This is a genomic window from Paraburkholderia diazotrophica (genome assembly GCF_038900755.1).
GTDB classification, from domain to species: Bacteria; Pseudomonadota; Gammaproteobacteria; order Burkholderiales; family Burkholderiaceae; genus Paraburkholderia; species Paraburkholderia diazotrophica_A.
In genome coordinates, this window is the sequence record NZ_JBBPEN010000003.1 from 777,856 (window position 1) to 795,470 (window position 17,615).

At 64.8% G+C, this 17,615-nt stretch carries 12 protein-coding genes; 4 read left to right on the top strand and 8 right to left on the bottom strand.

Annotated elements, in window-relative coordinates; all coding sequences use genetic code 11:
- Nucleotides 1-99 precede the first annotated feature (99 nt).
- Both AABE10_RS13535 and AABE10_RS13540 read right to left on the bottom strand, forming a co-directional pair.
- Nucleotides 100-1,359, bottom strand: coding sequence for a patatin-like phospholipase family protein (locus AABE10_RS13535; RefSeq protein WP_342933865.1), 1,260 nt, complete (start codon nucleotides 1,357-1,359; stop codon nucleotides 100-102).
- 241 nt (nucleotides 1,360-1,600) lie between these two features.
- Nucleotides 1,601-2,992, bottom strand: a complete 1,392-nt coding sequence (locus AABE10_RS13540; protein ID WP_342933743.1) for a sigma-54 dependent transcriptional regulator — start codon at nucleotides 2,990-2,992, stop codon at nucleotides 1,601-1,603.
- A 435-nt stretch (nucleotides 2,993-3,427) separates the two neighbouring features.
- Between AABE10_RS13540 and AABE10_RS13545 the strand changes: the two genes are divergently transcribed.
- Together AABE10_RS13545 and AABE10_RS13550 are read left to right on the top strand one after the other, a co-directional pair.
- A complete protein-coding gene (locus AABE10_RS13545) occupies nucleotides 3,428-3,769 on the top strand; it encodes an NIPSNAP family protein (protein ID WP_342933744.1) in 342 nt (113 codons plus the stop codon).
- A gap of 209 nt (nucleotides 3,770-3,978) precedes the next feature.
- Entirely contained in the window at nucleotides 3,979-6,567 is a 2,589-nt protein-coding gene (locus AABE10_RS13550) for a mechanosensitive ion channel domain-containing protein (RefSeq protein WP_342933745.1), read from the top strand.
- 13 nt (nucleotides 6,568-6,580) lie between these two features.
- Here AABE10_RS13550 and AABE10_RS13555 read toward each other — a convergent pair whose 3' ends face one another.
- From AABE10_RS13555 to AABE10_RS13570, 4 genes are all read right to left on the bottom strand, one after another.
- Nucleotides 6,581-7,066: an SRPBCC family protein gene (locus AABE10_RS13555; protein ID WP_342933746.1), complete on the bottom strand. Its 486-nt coding sequence runs from the start codon at nucleotides 7,064-7,066 to the stop codon at nucleotides 6,581-6,583.
- A 32-nt stretch (nucleotides 7,067-7,098) separates the two neighbouring features.
- The gene (locus AABE10_RS13560; protein WP_342933747.1) at nucleotides 7,099-9,363 is read right to left on the bottom strand and encodes an ATP-dependent DNA helicase; all 2,265 of its coding nucleotides are present in this window, start codon (nucleotides 9,361-9,363) and stop codon (nucleotides 7,099-7,101) included.
- Entirely contained in the window at nucleotides 9,360-11,135 is a 1,776-nt protein-coding gene (locus AABE10_RS13565) for a VRR-NUC domain-containing protein (protein WP_342933748.1), read from the bottom strand. The genes AABE10_RS13560 and AABE10_RS13565 overlap by 4 nt, the downstream gene beginning before the upstream one ends.
- A gap of 120 nt (nucleotides 11,136-11,255) precedes the next feature.
- The gene (locus AABE10_RS13570; RefSeq protein ID WP_342933749.1) at nucleotides 11,256-12,848 is read right to left on the bottom strand and encodes an MFS transporter; all 1,593 of its coding nucleotides are present in this window, start codon (nucleotides 12,846-12,848) and stop codon (nucleotides 11,256-11,258) included.
- 443 nt (nucleotides 12,849-13,291) lie between these two features.
- Here AABE10_RS13570 and AABE10_RS13575 point away from each other — a divergent pair, with 443 nt between their 5' ends.
- Nucleotides 13,292-14,476, top strand: coding sequence for a TIGR03118 family protein (locus tag AABE10_RS13575; protein ID WP_342933750.1), 1,185 nt, complete (start codon nucleotides 13,292-13,294; stop codon nucleotides 14,474-14,476).
- Nucleotides 14,477-14,547: 71 nt separating this feature from the next.
- Here AABE10_RS13575 and AABE10_RS13580 read toward each other — a convergent pair whose 3' ends face one another.
- Nucleotides 14,548-16,023, bottom strand: coding sequence for an RNA polymerase factor sigma-54 (locus tag AABE10_RS13580; RefSeq protein ID WP_342933751.1), 1,476 nt, complete (start codon nucleotides 16,021-16,023; stop codon nucleotides 14,548-14,550).
- A gap of 485 nt (nucleotides 16,024-16,508) precedes the next feature.
- On the opposite strand from AABE10_RS13580, the gene AABE10_RS13585 reads away from it, so the two are divergent.
- Nucleotides 16,509-16,847, top strand: a complete 339-nt coding sequence (locus AABE10_RS13585; protein WP_342933752.1) for a BON domain-containing protein — start codon at nucleotides 16,509-16,511, stop codon at nucleotides 16,845-16,847.
- 92 nt (nucleotides 16,848-16,939) lie between these two features.
- On the opposite strand, the gene AABE10_RS13590 is transcribed toward AABE10_RS13585, so the two are convergent.
- The gene (locus tag AABE10_RS13590; protein ID WP_342933753.1) at nucleotides 16,940-17,392 is read right to left on the bottom strand and encodes a PA2169 family four-helix-bundle protein; all 453 of its coding nucleotides are present in this window, start codon (nucleotides 17,390-17,392) and stop codon (nucleotides 16,940-16,942) included.
- Nucleotides 17,393-17,615 lie beyond the last annotated feature (223 nt).

The window sequence follows — 17,615 nt, forward strand, 5'->3', positions numbered from 1 at the left end:
AGGTACAACATGCCGATTTGTTTGCGCAATGTTTCCGGCGTGCCGCCGTCGCTTATCCTCGCTCGTCATCGTCGCTCACCGCCTCTCACGACGCGCGGTTCACGCCGTCTGCGACTCCGAGCGATGAATCGATATGCCCTCCATCGGGTCCGGCTCCGCACTCCAGGGCGCACGCTCGATCATCCGTTGCGCGTCCGCGTAGCCCGCCTGCCAGCGCCGCCTGATGCCGTCCGCCGAAAAGTCGATGTCCTTGTGCAGTTCGTCGCTGCCGAAGCTCGGCGCGTCGAGCTCGATCACCTGCATTGTCGTCCCGCAGCCCCAGCCGAGCAGTTCCTTGACGGCCTTCGTATCGCGTTCGTTTTCGGGCAGGTGCTTGCCCAGTTCGCGGATCACGTGACGCAGCCGGTGAATCTGCCGCTGCCGTTCGAGATGACTTTCGGCGCGGCTCGAATACTGGATGTCGCGTTGCCGGCTCATCGCTTCGTGGATCGATGCTGGCTCGTCGCCGTGCGCGGGCCACAACTGCACGGTGAAGATCACCGAGCTGTGGCGCGGCCGGTCGTCGAGCACCGCTTCGAGCGGCGTGTTCGAATAGATGCCGCCGTCCCAGTACGCCTCGCCGTCGATGCGCACGGACGGAAAGCCCGGCGGAAACGCAGCCGAAGCCATCACATGCTGCACGTCGAGCGCTTCGTCGCGGTTGGTGAAATAGCGCATCTGCCCGCTGCCGACGCCGACTGTGCCGACCGTCAGCCGCGTTGCCTTGCTGTTCAGATAGTCGAAGTCGATCAACGACGCGAGCGTCTCGCGCAACGGCTCGGTGCGATAGAACGCGGCGTGCTCGAGGCCGACGGGCGCTCGCAGGCCGAGCCACGCATCGGCGCGCGGCGTGAAGAACGCCGGAATGCCGCGCGACATGATCGACAGGTTGCGCAGCCATTGCTCGTAGCCCGGCATCCATGCGGCCCATGTGCTCCATGCGGCCGCCAGATACACGGGGACGTTCGCGGCGGCGCACGCGGGCGCAAAGGCCGACAGCCACGAAGTGTGATCTTCCGCGAAGCCCTTCCACGTGACGCGCTCCCAGAAGGCGCGCAGACGGCTCATTCTCTCTGCCGGGCGATTGCCCGCGACGATCGCGCCGTTGATCGCGCCAATCGACGTGCCGATCACCCAGTCGGGCTCGATCCCCGCGTCGTGCAATGCCTCGTAGACGCCTGCCTGATACGCGCCGAGCGCGCCGCCGCCCTGAAACACGAGCACGACCTGCGCATCGATCGCGGGATGCGCGGACGTTTCGCTCGCAACCGCTTCACGCGGACTCGCGGACGCGCGGGATGTCTGCGCTGCCGCATGCATCGACGGTTTTTTCACACGGCTCGGCCTGGTTGAGCTGGGCATTGCGTTTAGCCTCGTTCAGCAACGGTTTCGCGGAAGATTCCGCTGTGCATTTTGACAGAGGCGGCTGGAGAAATCAGGGCAAGGCCGCGCGGACGCGTCGCAAGCAGCTGCTTTTTGCTACTACCCGCTACGTCCCGCTATTCGTGCAGGCGTGGCACGAGTGCCGACGTCGCCAACCTCGTCGGCGTCGTCGCATTCGTCATTTCGGCTCGCTGTGGTCGTCGTCGTGGTGCTTGTCGGGCTTGATTTCGACGCTGTCCGGCTCGCGCATCCGGTACGCATCCATCAGCCGGTAAAGCGTGACGCGGGAAATGCCCAGGTCGCGCGCGGCCTCGCCATAGCGCCCGCGATGCCGCAGTAGCGCGCGTTCGATGGCCATGCGTTCGGCCGCCTCGCGCGCGAGATTCAGCGACACGGGCGTCTGATCCACCAGATGATCCAGTTCGAGATCCTTTGCCGTGATCAGTCTGCCTTCGGCCATCACCACGGCCCGTCGAATGCGATTGCCCAGCTCGCGCACGTTGCCCGGCCACGCGTGGCGATGTATGGCTTCCATCGCATCGGGCGCGAAACCCTGCAAGCGTCGTCCCGCATCTCGCCGCAAAAGGCCGAGCAGCCGAAACGCAAGCAGTTCGATGTCGCCGCCCCGCTCGCGCAACGGCGGCGCGACGATGCGCAGCACGCAAAGCCGATGATAGAGATCGTGTCTGAAGCGCCCGTCGGCGATGGCCGCATCGAGATCGACGTGCGTCGCGGAGATGATCCGCACATCGACGTCGATCGATTCCTGCCCGCCGAGTCGCTCGATCTTGCGTTCCTGCAGAAACCGCAGCAGGCTCGCCTGACTTTCCAGCGGAAGATCGCCGATTTCGTCCAGAAACAGCGTGCCGCCGTTCGCCGCCTCGACGCGTCCTATCCTGCGTTGCGTCGCGCCCGTGAACGCGCCGCGTTCGTGGCCGAACAGCTCCGACTGCACCAGCTCGCGCGATATCGCGCCGCAATTGATCGCGACGAACGAAGCGTCGCGGCGCGAAGACCGTTGATGAATCGCGGCGGCCGTCAGCTCCTTGCCCGTTCCCGATTCGCCGGCTATGAACACGGGCGCGTCCGTCGAAGCGACGCGCTTGATCGAACGGAAGAGCGCCTGCATCGACTCGCATGAGCCGATCATGTCGCCTTCCGTGAAGGTATGAACGGGCGCCTGTTGCGGCGCGCCCGCGAGCGTCGCCATCCCGCGAGCATGCCCGACGGCCCGGACGGCCCGCTCGGGGACGACGGGGACGGTCACATAGTCCGAGCAGTAGTCGCGCACGAGCCGCCGCATCGTCGAATCGGCGAGTTGCCCCGGCGATACGATCGCGACCCAGCCGATAGTCGGCATCGCGAGGCACGCATCGAGCGCTTCGATTTCGTGAAGCGGCAATCCTCCCGCAAGGTCAAGGAGCCCGCCCGCCGCATCGGAACCGTCGACAGCCTTCGCCACCTCCTTCACCGACTTGACCGGTTTCACCAGCCAGTCGCACTGCTCGAAGAATTGACGTATTTCCGCGCTGGGTTTCGCCGACAGGTAGATCAATCGCCGCACGTCCATACTTCCCCCTTCGCGCGCCTGCGCCCAGACGACACGGGCGCTACCCGGTGCGCAACGCGATGCACCGTCATCGTGAACGAACGCGCGATCATCGTCGGTCCATTCGACATTCTTATCGGCGCATGCTTTTTTGACTTTAGGTGGGTAAACCATCACGCGCTTCGCTACGAAGTCGCCGTGACCGTCAGTCTGCCTGATTACCTGTCATCCAGTCATCGACGATCTGCATGAGAAGCACACATTCTGCTCGCGTCGCGGACACGTGAAGGAAGAACACACTTAAAAAGCACGGGCGCTGCCGGGACATCGAAAACGCGTCGACACTTCGAGCCAGCCTGAAACATCGCGCGACACGCGTCGCTGATACTCGCTCTCATGCAGCCACAGCCCGACTGCGCTCGGCCCAACGAAGCCACGACATCGACAGGAATCTCCATGACGCTCACCTGTTTCATCCGCTATCAGATCGATCCTTTTCAACGCGACGCATTCAGGCAGTATGCCGAGAACTGGGGTGAAATTATTCCGCGCTGCGGCGGCCATCTGATCGGCTATTTTCTGCCGCACGAAGGCACGAACGACATCGCGTGGGGTCTCGTCGCGTTCGACAGCCTCGCCGCCTACGAAGCGTACCGCGCGCGGCTGCGCATCGACCCGGCATCCGTCGGGAACTTCCGCATGGCGCAGGAGAAGCGCTTCATTCTGCGCGAGGAACGGACCTTCACGGAAGCCGTCGACGGCACGCTCGGCAAGCCCGCGCGCGCCGGCGAACGCTAATCGTGCGAATGCGTTCGCGCTGCGTTTATCCATAGGCACCAAAAGCGCGCATCGCACGCCCGGATGCGCGCTGGATCGCCGTTTGCGAACCGGTTGCGGAACTTATCGCGCCCCGCCGCTGTCGTTTTAATTTTCAGTCGAAACGTGGTGGCTCCCGGCGCCGCATCGCGTCCAGCCGTACGCGCATCGCCGCCGCCCACCGGCCCTACATGCGCAAATTCCTTCTGATCTGTCTGCTGGCGCTTTTCAGCGCCCCTGCCTTTTCTGCCGTCACGGCGACGACCGCGACGGGCGCCTCCGCCACCACCGTCACGCTGACGCCCGAGCAGGCCCGCGAGGCGCTGGCCGTCCTCAACGATCCGAAAAGACGCGCGCAGATCGAAGACACGCTGACGGCGATTGCCGCAGCAGGCGCGCTCGCGACACCTGCTGCGCCCGCGCCCGCATCCGGCGCGTCGGCGGCTGCGGCGGCGAGCGCATCGGGCGCGAGCGCGCCCGCCGCGTTCAAGTCGAACGGCCTCGCATCGCAGCTGGCGCGCCAGGGCGCGCATTGGCTCGCGCAAGGCGGCGCGACGCTCAGGCGATCGGTGGCCGTGCTGCTCGATACGTCGTCGGCGCGCTACTGGTGGAACGTGCAACTATCCGATCCGCGCGAGCGCGCGAAGGTCGGCGGCGTGCTGCTCGCGCTGATCGGCACGCTGCTGCCCTCGATCGTGCTCGAGTGGATCGTGCGGCGCGTGTTGCGCCGGGCGCGCGCGGCAATCATCGCGCGGCGCGAGCCGCGCGAGGCACGCGACGCGGCGCATCAGGCAGAAGAAGACGCTGCGGCGCGCGCAGCGGGTGCCGTGAGCGCCGCGGCAACCGCGACCGAAACCGCTACGACAGACAAGAGCCCGCCCGCGAGCCCGGCGGCGCGATCGATGTCGACGCCGCCCTCGTCGGCAGGATCGGCGGGATCTGCTGCAACGCCGGGCGCCAAACCCGACAGCCCCGACGACGAGCAGAAGGAAGCCCGCAGCAAACGCCAGGCGGCGCATCACTGGACCACGCTGCAACGTCTGCCGAGCGCCGCGCTGCAACTGTGCGTGCGCATGCTGCCGCTCGTCGCGTTCGTCGCGGCGGCAAGCGCGCTGATGTCGTTCTTCACCGACGACGGCACGATCCAGGACGACGCGCTCAACGGCCTGATCGACCTCTATGTGATCTGCCGCGCGATCGTCATCGCGGCGGGCTTTTTCCTGCAACCCGACGCGCCCGGCCTGCGCCTGTTGCGGCTGCCCGATAGCTGGGCGCTCTTCATGCAGCGCTGGGTGGTCCGCATCGTCAGCGTGATCGGCGTGGGCGGCGCGCTGATCCAGATTTCCACGGCGCTCGGCCTGAGCGATGCGGCGCATCTGCCTCTCGTCAAGCTGCTCGCGCTGGTCGGACACGTGATGGTGTCGATCATGATCCTGCAATGCCGCGCGCCGATCGCCGCGCTCGTGCTGGAGCGCACGAGCGAGAGCCAGCGTCCGATGAAGCTGCTCGCGCACGGGCTCATCGACATGTGGGCGGGCGTCGCCGTGTTCGTCGTGATGGCGCTGTGGTTCGTGTGGGCGCTCGACGTGCACAACGGTTATCGGACGCTGCTGCACCTGGGCGGGCTGTCGCTGATCGTGCTGGTCGCTGCGCGCATCGTGTCGATCGTGGTGTTCGGCGCGCTCGGACGGCTCTTTCATGTCGAGGAGGGCAAGAGCCGCTCGCTGCTTCATCAGCACGCGTACCGCTACTATCCGCTGATACGGCGCATCGTATCGACTGCCATCGCGGTCGTCACCGTGCTCGTGCTGCTTCAGGTGTGGGGCATCGGCGTGTGGCAGTTCTTCCGTCCGGGCGCGATCGGCCACCGTTTGACATCCGCGCTGATCACGATCTGCGTGGCGGCTGTGATCGCGCTGATCGTGTGGGAAGTCGCGAACGTCTCGGTCGAGAAGCGCCTCGATCAATGGACGAAGAGCGGCGACCTCGTGCGCGCCGCGCGTCTGCGCACGCTGGTGCCGATGCTGCGCACGGCCCTCTTCGTGGTGATCGCGATCGTCGTCGTGCTGACGGGCCTGAGCGAGCTCGGCGTGAACACGGCGCCGCTGCTTGCGAGCGCAAGCATCTTCGGCGTCGCGCTCGGCTTCGGCTCGCAAAAGCTGGTGCAGGACTTCATCACGGGGATCTTCCTGCTGATGGAAAACGCGATGCAGGTCGGCGACTGGGTGACGCTCGCGGGCGTGTCGGGGACGGTCGAGTATCTGTCGATCCGCACGGTGCGTCTGCGCGGCGGCGACGGTTCGTTGTACACGGTGCCGTTCAGTTCCGTGTCGACGGTGAACAACACGAATCGCGGACTTGGCAACGCGGCCGTGAAGGTCAGCATCGCCTACGGCCAGGACGTCGATCTCGCGATCGCGACGCTAAAAGAAATTGGCGCTGCGCTGCGCGAGGACGACAAGTTCAAGGACGGCATCCTGTCGGACTTCAGCTTCTGGGGCGTCGATGCCGTCGACGGCGCGTCCGTCACGCTCGTGGGCCAGATCCAATGCCGCGACAGCGCGCGCTGGCCGGTGCAGCGCGAATTCAACCGGCGCATTTTCGAGGCGTTCCGCGAGAAAGGTATCGAGATCTCCAATCCGCAGCGCAACGTGCTCATTGCGCCCAATGCGCAGCCTGGCATTGCCAACGGCGAAGAACCCGAAGGACCGCCGCGTCCCGCGAGCGCACCCGACGGCTCAAAGACGGACAAGCCCGAGCCGAAGGCCGCGCGTCACTGATGCGTCGCTTGCTTCACGACGAGTGCTCGATGCCGACGAGACGCGCATCGAGCAGAGTCGCGAGCGCTTCGCCGCCTTGCTGCATCACGTAGTCGTGGTTCCATTTGAAGAACGGGCGCGCGAGCGGCGCAAGCAGGTTCATCCAGCCGCGCTTCGTGCGCACGCGCCATTCGTAGCGCACGACTGTCACCGGGCCGTGCGACGAGAACTGCCAGCGCCCCGTGCCCTCGACATCGCCGCATGCTTCGCCTTCGAGCACGACGAGCGGCTCGACGCGCGTGACCCGCATATCGAACGCGACGCGATACGGCAAGCGCCCTTTCCACGTATAGCGATGCAACGCGCCGACGCCGTCGCTTGCGCCCGTCTCCACTTCGATCACGCGCTCGACGCTTTTCCACCAGCGCGGCCAGGCGGCCGGATCGTGGATCGCGTCCCACACGGCCGGGAGTGGCGCTTTGATGCGCCAGATCGTGGTGAAGCGGTATTCTGTATGCACTTCCGTTTCCTTTTTTTGTCGCAGACAAAAAACTATGCGACTCTCCACCACCGCGGCAACAGCCGCCTGACATCACCCCGCCGATACCTGTCATCGATCAGATGCACGACGCCCGCATCGTGCTCGGTGCGAATCACGCGCCCGGCCGCCTGCACGACCTTCTGCAAGCCCGGAAACAGATAAGCATAGTCATAGCCATTGCCGAACTTCGCGTCGAACGTGCGGCGCATCTGCTCGTTGACATCGTTCATCTGCGGCAGACCGAGCGTCGCGATGAACGCGCCGATCAGTTGATCGCCGACGAGATCCACGCCCTCCGAAAACGCGCCGCCCAACACCGCAAAGCCGACGCCCGCTCCGCTCGCGCGAAAGCGCGCGAGAAACGCGTCGCGTGCCGCTTCGTCCATGCGCGGTTCCTGCGTCCAGATGGGCACATGCGGATGACGCTCGCGCATCGAATCGACGACGCGCTGAAGATAATCGAAGCTGCTAAGAAAGCCGAGATAGTTGCCCGGACGCTGCGCGTACTGCTCCGCGATCAGATCGACGATCGGCGCGAGCGAGCGCTCGCGGTCGCGCCAGCGCGTCGATACGTGATGGGCGACATGCACGTCCAGTTGCTCTGCCCTGAAGGGCCCTTCGACGTCGAGCCAGCCGGTTTCGTCGGGCAAGCCAAGCATGTCGCGATAGAAGTGCCGCGGACTGAGCGTCCCCGAGAACAGAACCGTCGCGCGCGCAGCCGCATAGCGCGGCTTCAGGAACGGCGCAGGAATCACGTTGCGCACGCAAAGCGATGTCGACGACTTCGCTCGCGCGGCTCCTTGATACGAATCGAGCGTCACGTCGACAATCGAGTGATCGCCGAACGCCTCGACCAGCGACACGAAATGCAGCGCATCGAAATAAAAACGAAGCACGGTTTCGTCGATGGGTTGCGGCGCTTCGGCAAGCTGATCGCCAATCGATGCGATCAGATTCTGCACCGCCGATTGCAGCTTCGGCGGCACGGCGGCCAGCACTTCGTAACGTGCGTTGCGCTCGCGGTTCAATGCATTCCACTCGCGATTCACGCGGTCGAATGGCTTCTTCAGCGCAGCGGGCGCCGCATGACGCGCACCGCGAAACGCGCCCTGATCGAGCGTCGCGCTGTACATGCGGCGCGCGCGGTCGGGCAGATTGTGCGCCTCGTCGACGAGCACGGCGACGCGCCAGCCGTTCATCTGCGTGAGCGCATACAGCATTGCGCTACCGTCGAAGTAGTAGTTGTAGTCGCCGATCACGACATCGCACCAGCGCGACAACTCCTGCGCGAGATAGTACGGACAGATGCCGTGCGCGAGCGCCGCTTCGCGCACGGCCGCGCGATCGAGCATGCGCGACTGCAACGCCGTGTCGCGCGCAGCGGGCAGCCGGTCATAGAAGCCGCGCGCGAGCGGACACGATTCGCCGTCGCATGATTTGTCGGGATGCTCGCACGCCTTGTCGCGCGCGACGAGTTCGAGTGTGCGCAGCGGCAGCGCCTCTTCGTTTCGATGCAGCGACTCGATCGCATCCAGCGCGAGTGCACGGCCCGGGGTCTTTGCGGTCAGAAAGAACACACGGTCGAGATGATCCGCGCCGCACGCCTTCAGCAACGGAAAGATCGTGCCAAGCGTCTTGCCGATGCCCGTCGGCGCTTGCGCCATCAGGCAGCGTCCGTCCCGCGCGGCGCGGAACACGGCCACCGACAACTCGCGCTGTCCGCTGCGAAACTCGCGATACGGAAAACGCAGCGCGCTCAGCGCAGCATTGCGCGCATCGCGATGCGTCGCTTCGCGCGCGGCCCATGCGACGAAACGTTCGCACTGGTCCTCGAAAAATGCGCGCAACGACGCGGCCGTGTGCCGCTCGGTCAGCACGGTTTCCTTCTGATTCGCAATGTCGAAGTACACGAGCGCGACGGTGATTTCGTCGAGTTCGCGCGCTACGCACAGCAGATGCCCATACACGAGTGCCTGTGCCCAATGCAGTACGCGATGATTCGCAGGCATCCGTTCCAGATCGCCCCGATGCGTCTTGATCTCTTCGAGCCGGTTGAGCGCGGGGTCATAGCCGTCGGCGCGGCCGCGAACGGTGAGCGAACCATGCGTGCCCGTCAGCGTGATCTCGGTTTCGTAGCCCGGCGCGCGCCGCGCCGTCACGGTCTGATGCCCGGCGATACCTTCTAGCGCCGAAGGCGCGGGCGTGAAGCGAAGATCGAGATCGCCGCGCCTTGCGGTGAATTCGCACAGCGTGCGCACGGCGACGATGTAAGTCATGCCGCCTCCATGTCGCTAACGTCGCCGATGTCCGCGCCCGCAAGCGTACCCGCATCGTCGTTGCCGCCGACCCAGCGCACGTCGAGCACGCTCACGGGCATGCGATGCTGCATGCAGTACTCGAGCCAGCGGATCTGGTTGTCCTGCAGACGATCGCCAGGCCCTTTCACCTCGATCAGCTCGTACCGCCGCTCGCGTGGCCAGAAGCGGATCAGATCGGGCAAGCCCGAACGGTTCGCGCGTACGTCGGCCAGCAACCGCTCGAACCACAGCTTCAGATGCGCAGCGGGCAGGCAATCGAGCGCGAGCGTCAGCAGCTCGGGCGTCAGCATGCCCCAGAACACGAACGGCGATTGCAACCCTGCTTTAGCTTCGAAGTGATGCTGTATCGTCGCGCGATATTCGCCGCTGTCGAGTTGCGCGAAGCATGCGTCGAACAGCGCGGCGCGATGCGAGCGAAAGTCCGGCGCATGCAGATCGGCGGGACCGCGCTGGAACGGGTGGAAAAACGCGCCGGGCACGGCCGCGAACACGGGCTCCCAGCACAAGAGGCCGAAAAGCGAATTGATCAGCGCGTTCTCGACGTAATGAACGGGCGCATCGTCCGTCGACAGATGATCGCGTGCGATATATTCGACTGCGAACGGACTGGCAGGACGCGGCAGTTCGAGCATGCTGCGCGGCGCGGCGCGCGCTTTCACCGGCTTGTGCGCGGCAAGTCCGAGCCGCCGTTGCAGACGCGGCACGATACGCGCAAGCCGCTGCAACTCCTCTTCGCTTTCCGGTTCATCGGCGGCCTGAAGCGCCAGCGCGAGCGCTCGCGCATCGCGGCCCGCGCGTTCGAGCACGCGCATGCGCCGGTGCCGCGCGCCCGGCCACGCGCAGCGCTCGTAGACACGCAACGCCATATCCCAGTCGTGCCGGCGCTCGGCATGCTGGCCGATTGCGAACAGCAGCTTCGCACGGCGCAGCGCGAGCCACGCGTTGTCTTGCGTATCGATTGCATCGACGGCTTCGAGCAGCGGCTCCGGCGCCTCGCCGCCCGTCAGTTCCAGCGCTTCGCGGCATGCATGCAGCGCCAGATAGCAGTCGACATCGGCGCTTTGCTGAAACGCGCGCGACGAGTCGGCAAACGCGACGCGCTCGTACTGGAACACGCCCAGGTCGGCGAGCACGAACTCGGACCAGTCCTGATGCAGATTGCCGAAAAACATCAACCTGAAGCGCTCGCACAGCGGCGCGACGAGCACGCGCAACGCGGCTTCATCCGACGCGGCATCCCACTCGCGATAACGCCGTTGCCTTGAATGAACTGCATGGGCCGAATGGTCCTCACGGTCCGCGTCCGCGCGCAACGCTTCGAGCCATTCGGCCTTGCGCGCGCCCTTGAGCGCGGGCGCGTCGGCGAACATGCGCTGAAGCTCGGGGCGCGTCGCGAGCGCGAACAGTTCGTCGAGCGACACGTGCGCATCCGCATCGATCCATCCGAGTGCGGCAAGCGGCGCGGCGGCCTCCAGCGCGCAGCCGATCTCCGCATACGCGAGACGCCCCGTGCGAAACAGCGTGCCCTTGCGCATCAGCATGCGAACGAGCAGCGCGCGCGACGCTCGCGGCAACCGCGCCGCGTCGTGCAGAAACGTGTGCAGAAAAGCGCGCTCGCCGACATCGAGCAGGTCGTCGTAACGCTCGGCAATCCACGCGAGCGCGCGCTCGAAATTCAGCAGGTAGTAGAAGGGAGACCCGGAATACGGATCGGGCGCGTCGGTCGGCACGAATGTCGGGGACAGAAAGGCTGAAGAAGGACTGTATATCTATACAGCCATCATAGCAAAAGCGGGCCGCCCGTCCGGGCGAAAGCAAACAGCCCCGATGACAAGCTGAACGCCGCGAAGTCACGTGCCGCGGGCTTCGGCCTCCGCATACGCGACCTGCACGGCGGGCACGAACCACGCGAGGCACAGCCCGATCAACGCCGCCAGCGCCGCGACGGCAAGCCCGATATGGATCGACGCGACGAGCGCTTCCCGCGCCATGTGCATCATCGGATCGCCGGAATGCCCTGCTGCCACCAGACGTTCGATCAGCGCCGACTGCTCCGCGCGATCGACCAGCACGTCGGGGCTCGCGAACGACTTAAGCCACTGCGTCGCCTGATACGAATCGAGCGAACGGTTGACGCCCTGCGTGTACAGATGCCCGAGCAGCGCGCCCGTGATCGCCGTGCCGAGCATCCCGCCGAAGATACGCAGCGATTGCAGCAGCGCCGTCACCGCGCCGAGATGATCGCGCGCGACGATCTGTTGCGAGCAGATCGTCAGATTCGTCACGACGAGGCCGAGTCCGAGTCCGCTCAGGCCCATGCACGACATCCATACGATATGCGGCTCGTTGCCCTTGAGCGCGACCAGCGCGAGACAGCCGATCACGCACAGCGTAAAGCCGATGTACATGAGGCCGTTCGCGCGGCGGATGCGCGTGACGATGCGATTGTTGAGCACGCTGCCGACCGTGGTGCCGAGCAGCAACGGCGTGATCAGCATGCCGGAGTCGTGCGGCGACATCGCATAGCCGCCCTGGAACAGCAGCGGCACATAGAACACCATCGAGAACAGCGCAAAGCCGCCGAGCACGGCCATCGCGAACAGCGCCGCGAGCTTGCGGTCGAGCAGCACATCGACGGGCACGACGGGATAGCCCATGCGCTTTTCCCAGAAGTACAGCGTCAAGCCGCAGACGGTCGTGATCAGGAAGAGCAGAATCGTTGTGCCGCTGATGCCCTTCCTCGGCAGCAGTTCGATCAGCAGTTGCAGCGCGCTGAACGTCACGGCGACGACGAATGCACCGAGCCAGTCGAGCTGGACCGGCCCGCGCTCTTTCAGACGACGCAGTTTCGGCACGAACAGCTGAACGAAAACCAGCGACACCACGCCGATCGGCACGTTGACGAAGAACACGAGCCGCCAGCTCTGCATCTGCGTGAGCATGCCGCCCAGCGTCGGCCCGACGATGTTCGCGATGCCGAACGACGACGTGACGAACACGAGCCAGCGGAGTCGCAGCTTCGGGTCGGGGAACAGATCGGCGACCGTCGCGAACACGGTGCCGATCAGAATGCCGCCGCCGATGCCTTGCAGGCCGCGCGCGGCTACGAGAAACAGCATGTTGGTCGCGAGCCCGCACAGCATCGACGCGAGCGTGAACAGCAGGATCGCCGCGAGCAGGAACGGCTTACGCCCGTACAGATCGCCGAGCCGCCCGAAGATCGGGATCGTGATGACGGACGCGAGCATGTACGACGTCGCGACCCAGGCGTAGAAATCGAAGCCCTTCAGATCGGCGACGATGCGCGGCAGCGCCGTGCCGACAATCGTCTGATCCAGCGCGACGAGCATCGAAACGAACGCGATGCCGAGCATCGCGAGCAGCGATTCGCGAAACGGCAGCAATTGACGGTGCGGATCGTAAACGGCGATGGCGGACATCATGGCGTGCTCCACCCGGAAGGACGCGCCCGTTGCCGGCGTGCGAACAGGCGGTATTCTTCATGCAGAGTGGTACGCGCGCCTGAAAATAGCAAGGCGATTGCTGCACGCGCGTGTCCTTGCCGGCGAGCAGTTTCGCGCATGAGAAAAGCTTTTAAGCTGACTGCGCATATCGGCTTTTTCGCGCACGGCAGCGCGCGCCCTTCCGATACGATGGCACTGGAATAAAAGTCGCAGCAATACACAACCGCGCGCTCGCCACTTCCTGATCAGAACAACGGAATAACCACGCCCCACGTTCGTTGCGAGACGCCCTTCCATCCATCCGGCTCAGCCATTGAAATCACGCGCGAAATAAGCCCGCGCAGACCAGGAATAAACGCCACTCGCCCCTCGTTCAATGACCGTCACGTCCTGTGAACCAAACAGGAACAAGGAGTACGGCCATGAAGTCTCTAGTCGAGGTGTTCGGCATCACCGCGTGTGCAGCCACGCTGGCGACGCTCGTGTCATGCGGCGGCAGTTCCAGCTCGAACAATCCCAGCCCGCCTGTGCAATCGTCGTTCACCGCGACGGCACTCGTCTCGGATGGTGTCGTGTCCGCGTCGCACATCGACCCGAACCTGAAGAACCCGTGGGGTGTCGCGTTCAACCCGAAAGGCTTCGCGTGGGTCGCGGACAACGGCACCAACGTCGCGACGCTCTATGACGGCAACGGCGTGCCGCAATCGCTGGTGGTCACGATACCCAACGGCAAGAACGGTACGGCATCGCCGACGGGCATCGTGTTCAACGGCACGCAGAGCTTCAACGTCACGCAAAACGGCAAATCAGGGATCGCCGCATTCATCTTCGCGGGCGAAGGCGGCACGATTACCGCATGGGCGCCCGCCGTCGGACCGACCAACGCGTTCACCATGTACGACGACGGCACAGGCGGCGCCGTGTACAAAGGCCTCGCGCTCGCGGCGAACAACGGCGCCAACTTCCTCTATGCCACCGATTTCCACAACAACAAGATCGACGTCTTCGACACCAGCTTCGCGAAGGTCGCGATGCCCGGCGCTTTCCACGATCCGGCGATTCCCGCCGGCTTCGCGCCGTTCGGCATCCAGGCGATCGGCACGAACCTGTTCGTCACCTACGCGATGCAAGACCCCGCAAAACACGACGACGTCAAAGGCGCGGGACTCGGCATGGTCGACGTGTACGATACGGCGGGCAATCTCAAGCAGCACTTCGCGACGGGCGGCGCGCTGAACGCGCCGTGGGGCATCGCGCAGGCGCCCGCGAATTTCGGCTCGCTGAGCGGCGCGATACTGATCGGCAATTTCGGCGATGGGCTGATTCACGCGTTCAACGCATCGACGGGCCAATCGATGGGCTCGCTCAATGGCGCGACGGGCAGCCCGATCGTCCACGACGGCTTGTGGGGCCTCGCATTCGGCAACGACCTCAGCAACCAGCCTTCGACTACGCTGTTCTTCGCGGCAGGACCGAACGACGAAGCGAATGGCGTCTACGGAAGAATCGATCTGAGCCCGACATCGACAACCGGCTCGACCCCAGGATCGACCACGGGATCGGGCACAGGTACGAGCTCGACGGGAGGTTCGAGCATCGGCATGTAGCGCTTTGGAGCAGTAAAGAAAAGACGGCCGCTCGCGCACGACGAGCGGCCGTCTTTCGGTGAGGCCCGACGTCAGACCTGGCGACGCAACTCCGCCGGCGGCACCTTCATCAGATGACGGTACTTCGCGACCGTGCGTCGCGCGACGAGCACGCCCTGGTCGGCGAGCATCTTTGCGAGCGCGACGTCCGACAGCGGATCGCGCGTGTTTTCCGCAGCGATCATTTCCTTCAGCAGCGCGCGCACGGCCGCAGCCGAGCAGGTGCCGCCGCTCTCCGTGCCGAGCTCGCGCGGGAAGAAATGCTTGAACTCGAAGATGCCGCGCGGCGTCGCCATGTACTTGTTGCCCGTTGCGCGCGAGATCGTCGATTCGTGCAGGCCGAGTTCTTCCGCGACGTCGCGCAGCACCAGCGGCTTCAACGCAATCTCGCCGTACTGGAAGAACGGCTTCTGATGCGCGACGATGCATTCGGCGACGCGCTGAATCGTCTCGAAGCGCTGCTGCGCATTGCGGATCAGCCAGCGCGCTTCCTGCAACTGCTGCGCAAGCGGCGAGCGGCTCGCGCCCGCCGACTGCGCGAACAGCTCCGCGTACATCCGATGAATGCGCGCGCGCGGAAGCACGGCGGGATTCACCGTCACGACCCACTTGTTGCGCACGTTGCGCACGATCACATCGGGAACGATGTAGTTGTCGTCTGCGCGGCCATACGAATTGCCCGGCTTCGGATCGAGCTTGCGCACCAGCGCGCAGGCAGTCCGCAACTCGTCCGCATCGCAGCCGATCTGCTTCTGCAACTCCGCATGCTCACGCCGCGCAAGCCGGTCGAGATGATGCTCGACCACCTGCTTCGCGACATGGCGCGCGGGCGTATCCGCAGGCATCGCGTCGAGTTGCAGCGACAGGCACTCCGACAGCGAGCGCGCCGCGAGCCCCGGACGATCGAGCGTCTGCACGAGACGCAACGCGACCAGCAACTCTTCTTCCGTCAGCGGCGGGTCGAACTCCACGATGTCCGTCAGGTCGGCGAGGTCCTGGCGCAGATAGCCGTCGTCATCGAGCGCTTCGATCACGAGCCGCGCAACTTCGCGATCGCGATCGTCGAGCCGGTACAGACGCAGCGCGTCGTGCAACTGCTCATGCAGCGTCGGCTGCGCGCGTGCCCATTCGGTCGGGTCGGCGGCTTCCGAATCGCCGTTGTAGCGCGACGGTCCGCGGCCATATCCGTCGCCCGCAAAATCGCCGCCGCCGTCGTCCGATGATACGGGCGTTTCCGCAGCCGGCTCCGCCGCCGAGCCTTCGAGCGCGGTATCGCGTTCGGCAGCAGGCAATGCCTCGCCGTCGGCCGTCGTGCCGTCCGCTGTCTTGCCCGCCGCGAGGTCGTCCGCGACGGTCGGATCGTATTCGAGGAAGGGATTCGTATCGAGTGCGTTGCGCAGTTCCTGCTGGAATTCCAGCGACGACAGTTGAAGCAGACGCACGGACTGCTGCAGACGCGGCGTGAGCGCAAACGATTGCTTTGCGCGTAGTTCAATTGAAGGCGGCATACAGACTTTCCTTTCCTATGTACGAGTCTACGAGTCGGCAGTGAGTTGCAAGCGATCACGCAACTGTCGTACCAGGTGCTGCAACCGCCTGTTTTGACTCGCCTTTGTCTGTTCCCGATGCCGATCCAATAAGCACTTTGCGCGCCGAATTTACAAATGTTCTGAAATTCGAGTGCAATCACCGCGCGCAGCCGGCAACGCGCCTGGCGGCTTGCCGCAAGCGTTTCGCGTTCCCTCTCGCGAATTTGAAAGCAGGTTGACAGCAAGCATGCGGCGGTGCGGCACATCGCTTGCTGCGCGCTTCTCAGGGACGCAGGGCGTGCGTCGCGCGAGCAACGCACGGCATTTGCGCTCCCGTGTCGGCGACGGACCAGACGGAACCGCGGCGGCAGTGGTCTTTGGTCTGGTCATCGGCGGCGAGGGCCGCAATCGATCGCACGGACAACAGGACCGCATCCCTGATCATCAACCGAGAAGGAGAAACCATGAAAACCATCCCGTTCCTCAAGGCCGCAGGCAGCATCGCATGTGTTGCATTCGCGCTGAACGCTACTGCGCAGACCACGGCGTCCGCGCCGCCGGCAACGTCCGAAAGCGTCGGCCAGCATATCGACGACGGCACGGTGACGACCAAAGTCAAGGCGGAACTGCTCGGCGCGAAGAACGTGAAGTCCACGCACATTCACGTGAAGACCCGCAAGGGCATCGTGTGGCTCAGCGGCTCGGTGCCGTCCGCCGAAGACAAGACGGCCGCGCAGGACGTCGTGCAGAACGTCTCCGGCGTGAAGGGCGTGAAAAACCATCTGAAGGTCGCGGCCGAATGAGTGCCGCCGGGCGCCGCCGGATGATCGCCAGCTGAAAACGCGACGCTCGCGAAACATGGCCGCCCGTTTGCATGGGCGGCCATGTTTTTTTCTCAGCTCTTCATTGCCGCGTACTGATCGCGCATTGCGCGAATGCGATCGTGATTTTGCAGCACGCCTTGATACAGCCGCTCGACGACGGCGCGCACATCGGCGGGGAGGTCCTTCTCGAGCGCATCGTGAAACCGCTTCTTCGCGACATCTTCGCCCTTTTCGCAATCGGCGAGTATTGCGTGATCCGAGCGGCTGCCGACAGCCGACTTCACATCGAGCCAGCCGCGATGCAGCGCGCCCGCCATGCTGCCGCCGCTTTCGGGCTTGCCCCCCAGTTGCAGCACGAGATCTTGCAATTCGCGCGCGCCGCGCGAACAGCTCGCGGCGCTTTCGAGCAGCGCGTCGTTCACGCTTGCGTGTTGCGCTTCCTCCGCTGCTTTCATGAAGCCGCGTTCGCCGTCCTTCGACATTTCGATCAGTTCGTTGAGTACGGCAATGACATTGGTCGTCATGACTTCGCTCCCGTTCAGGTGACGCTTCAGCTAACGCATGAAACACGTTCACGCATGCAGCCGTCATGCCCGCGCGATAGCGCGACGTGGCGGTGACCCGGTTCGCCTTCGTGCGCATCGATTGGCGTCTTTTCCAATGCGTCGAGTAAATGATGCAGTGCTCGGGCGCCGCGCACTGCCGCCATTGCGACGAAACCCGTGCCGCGCAAGTGTTCGGAACAGA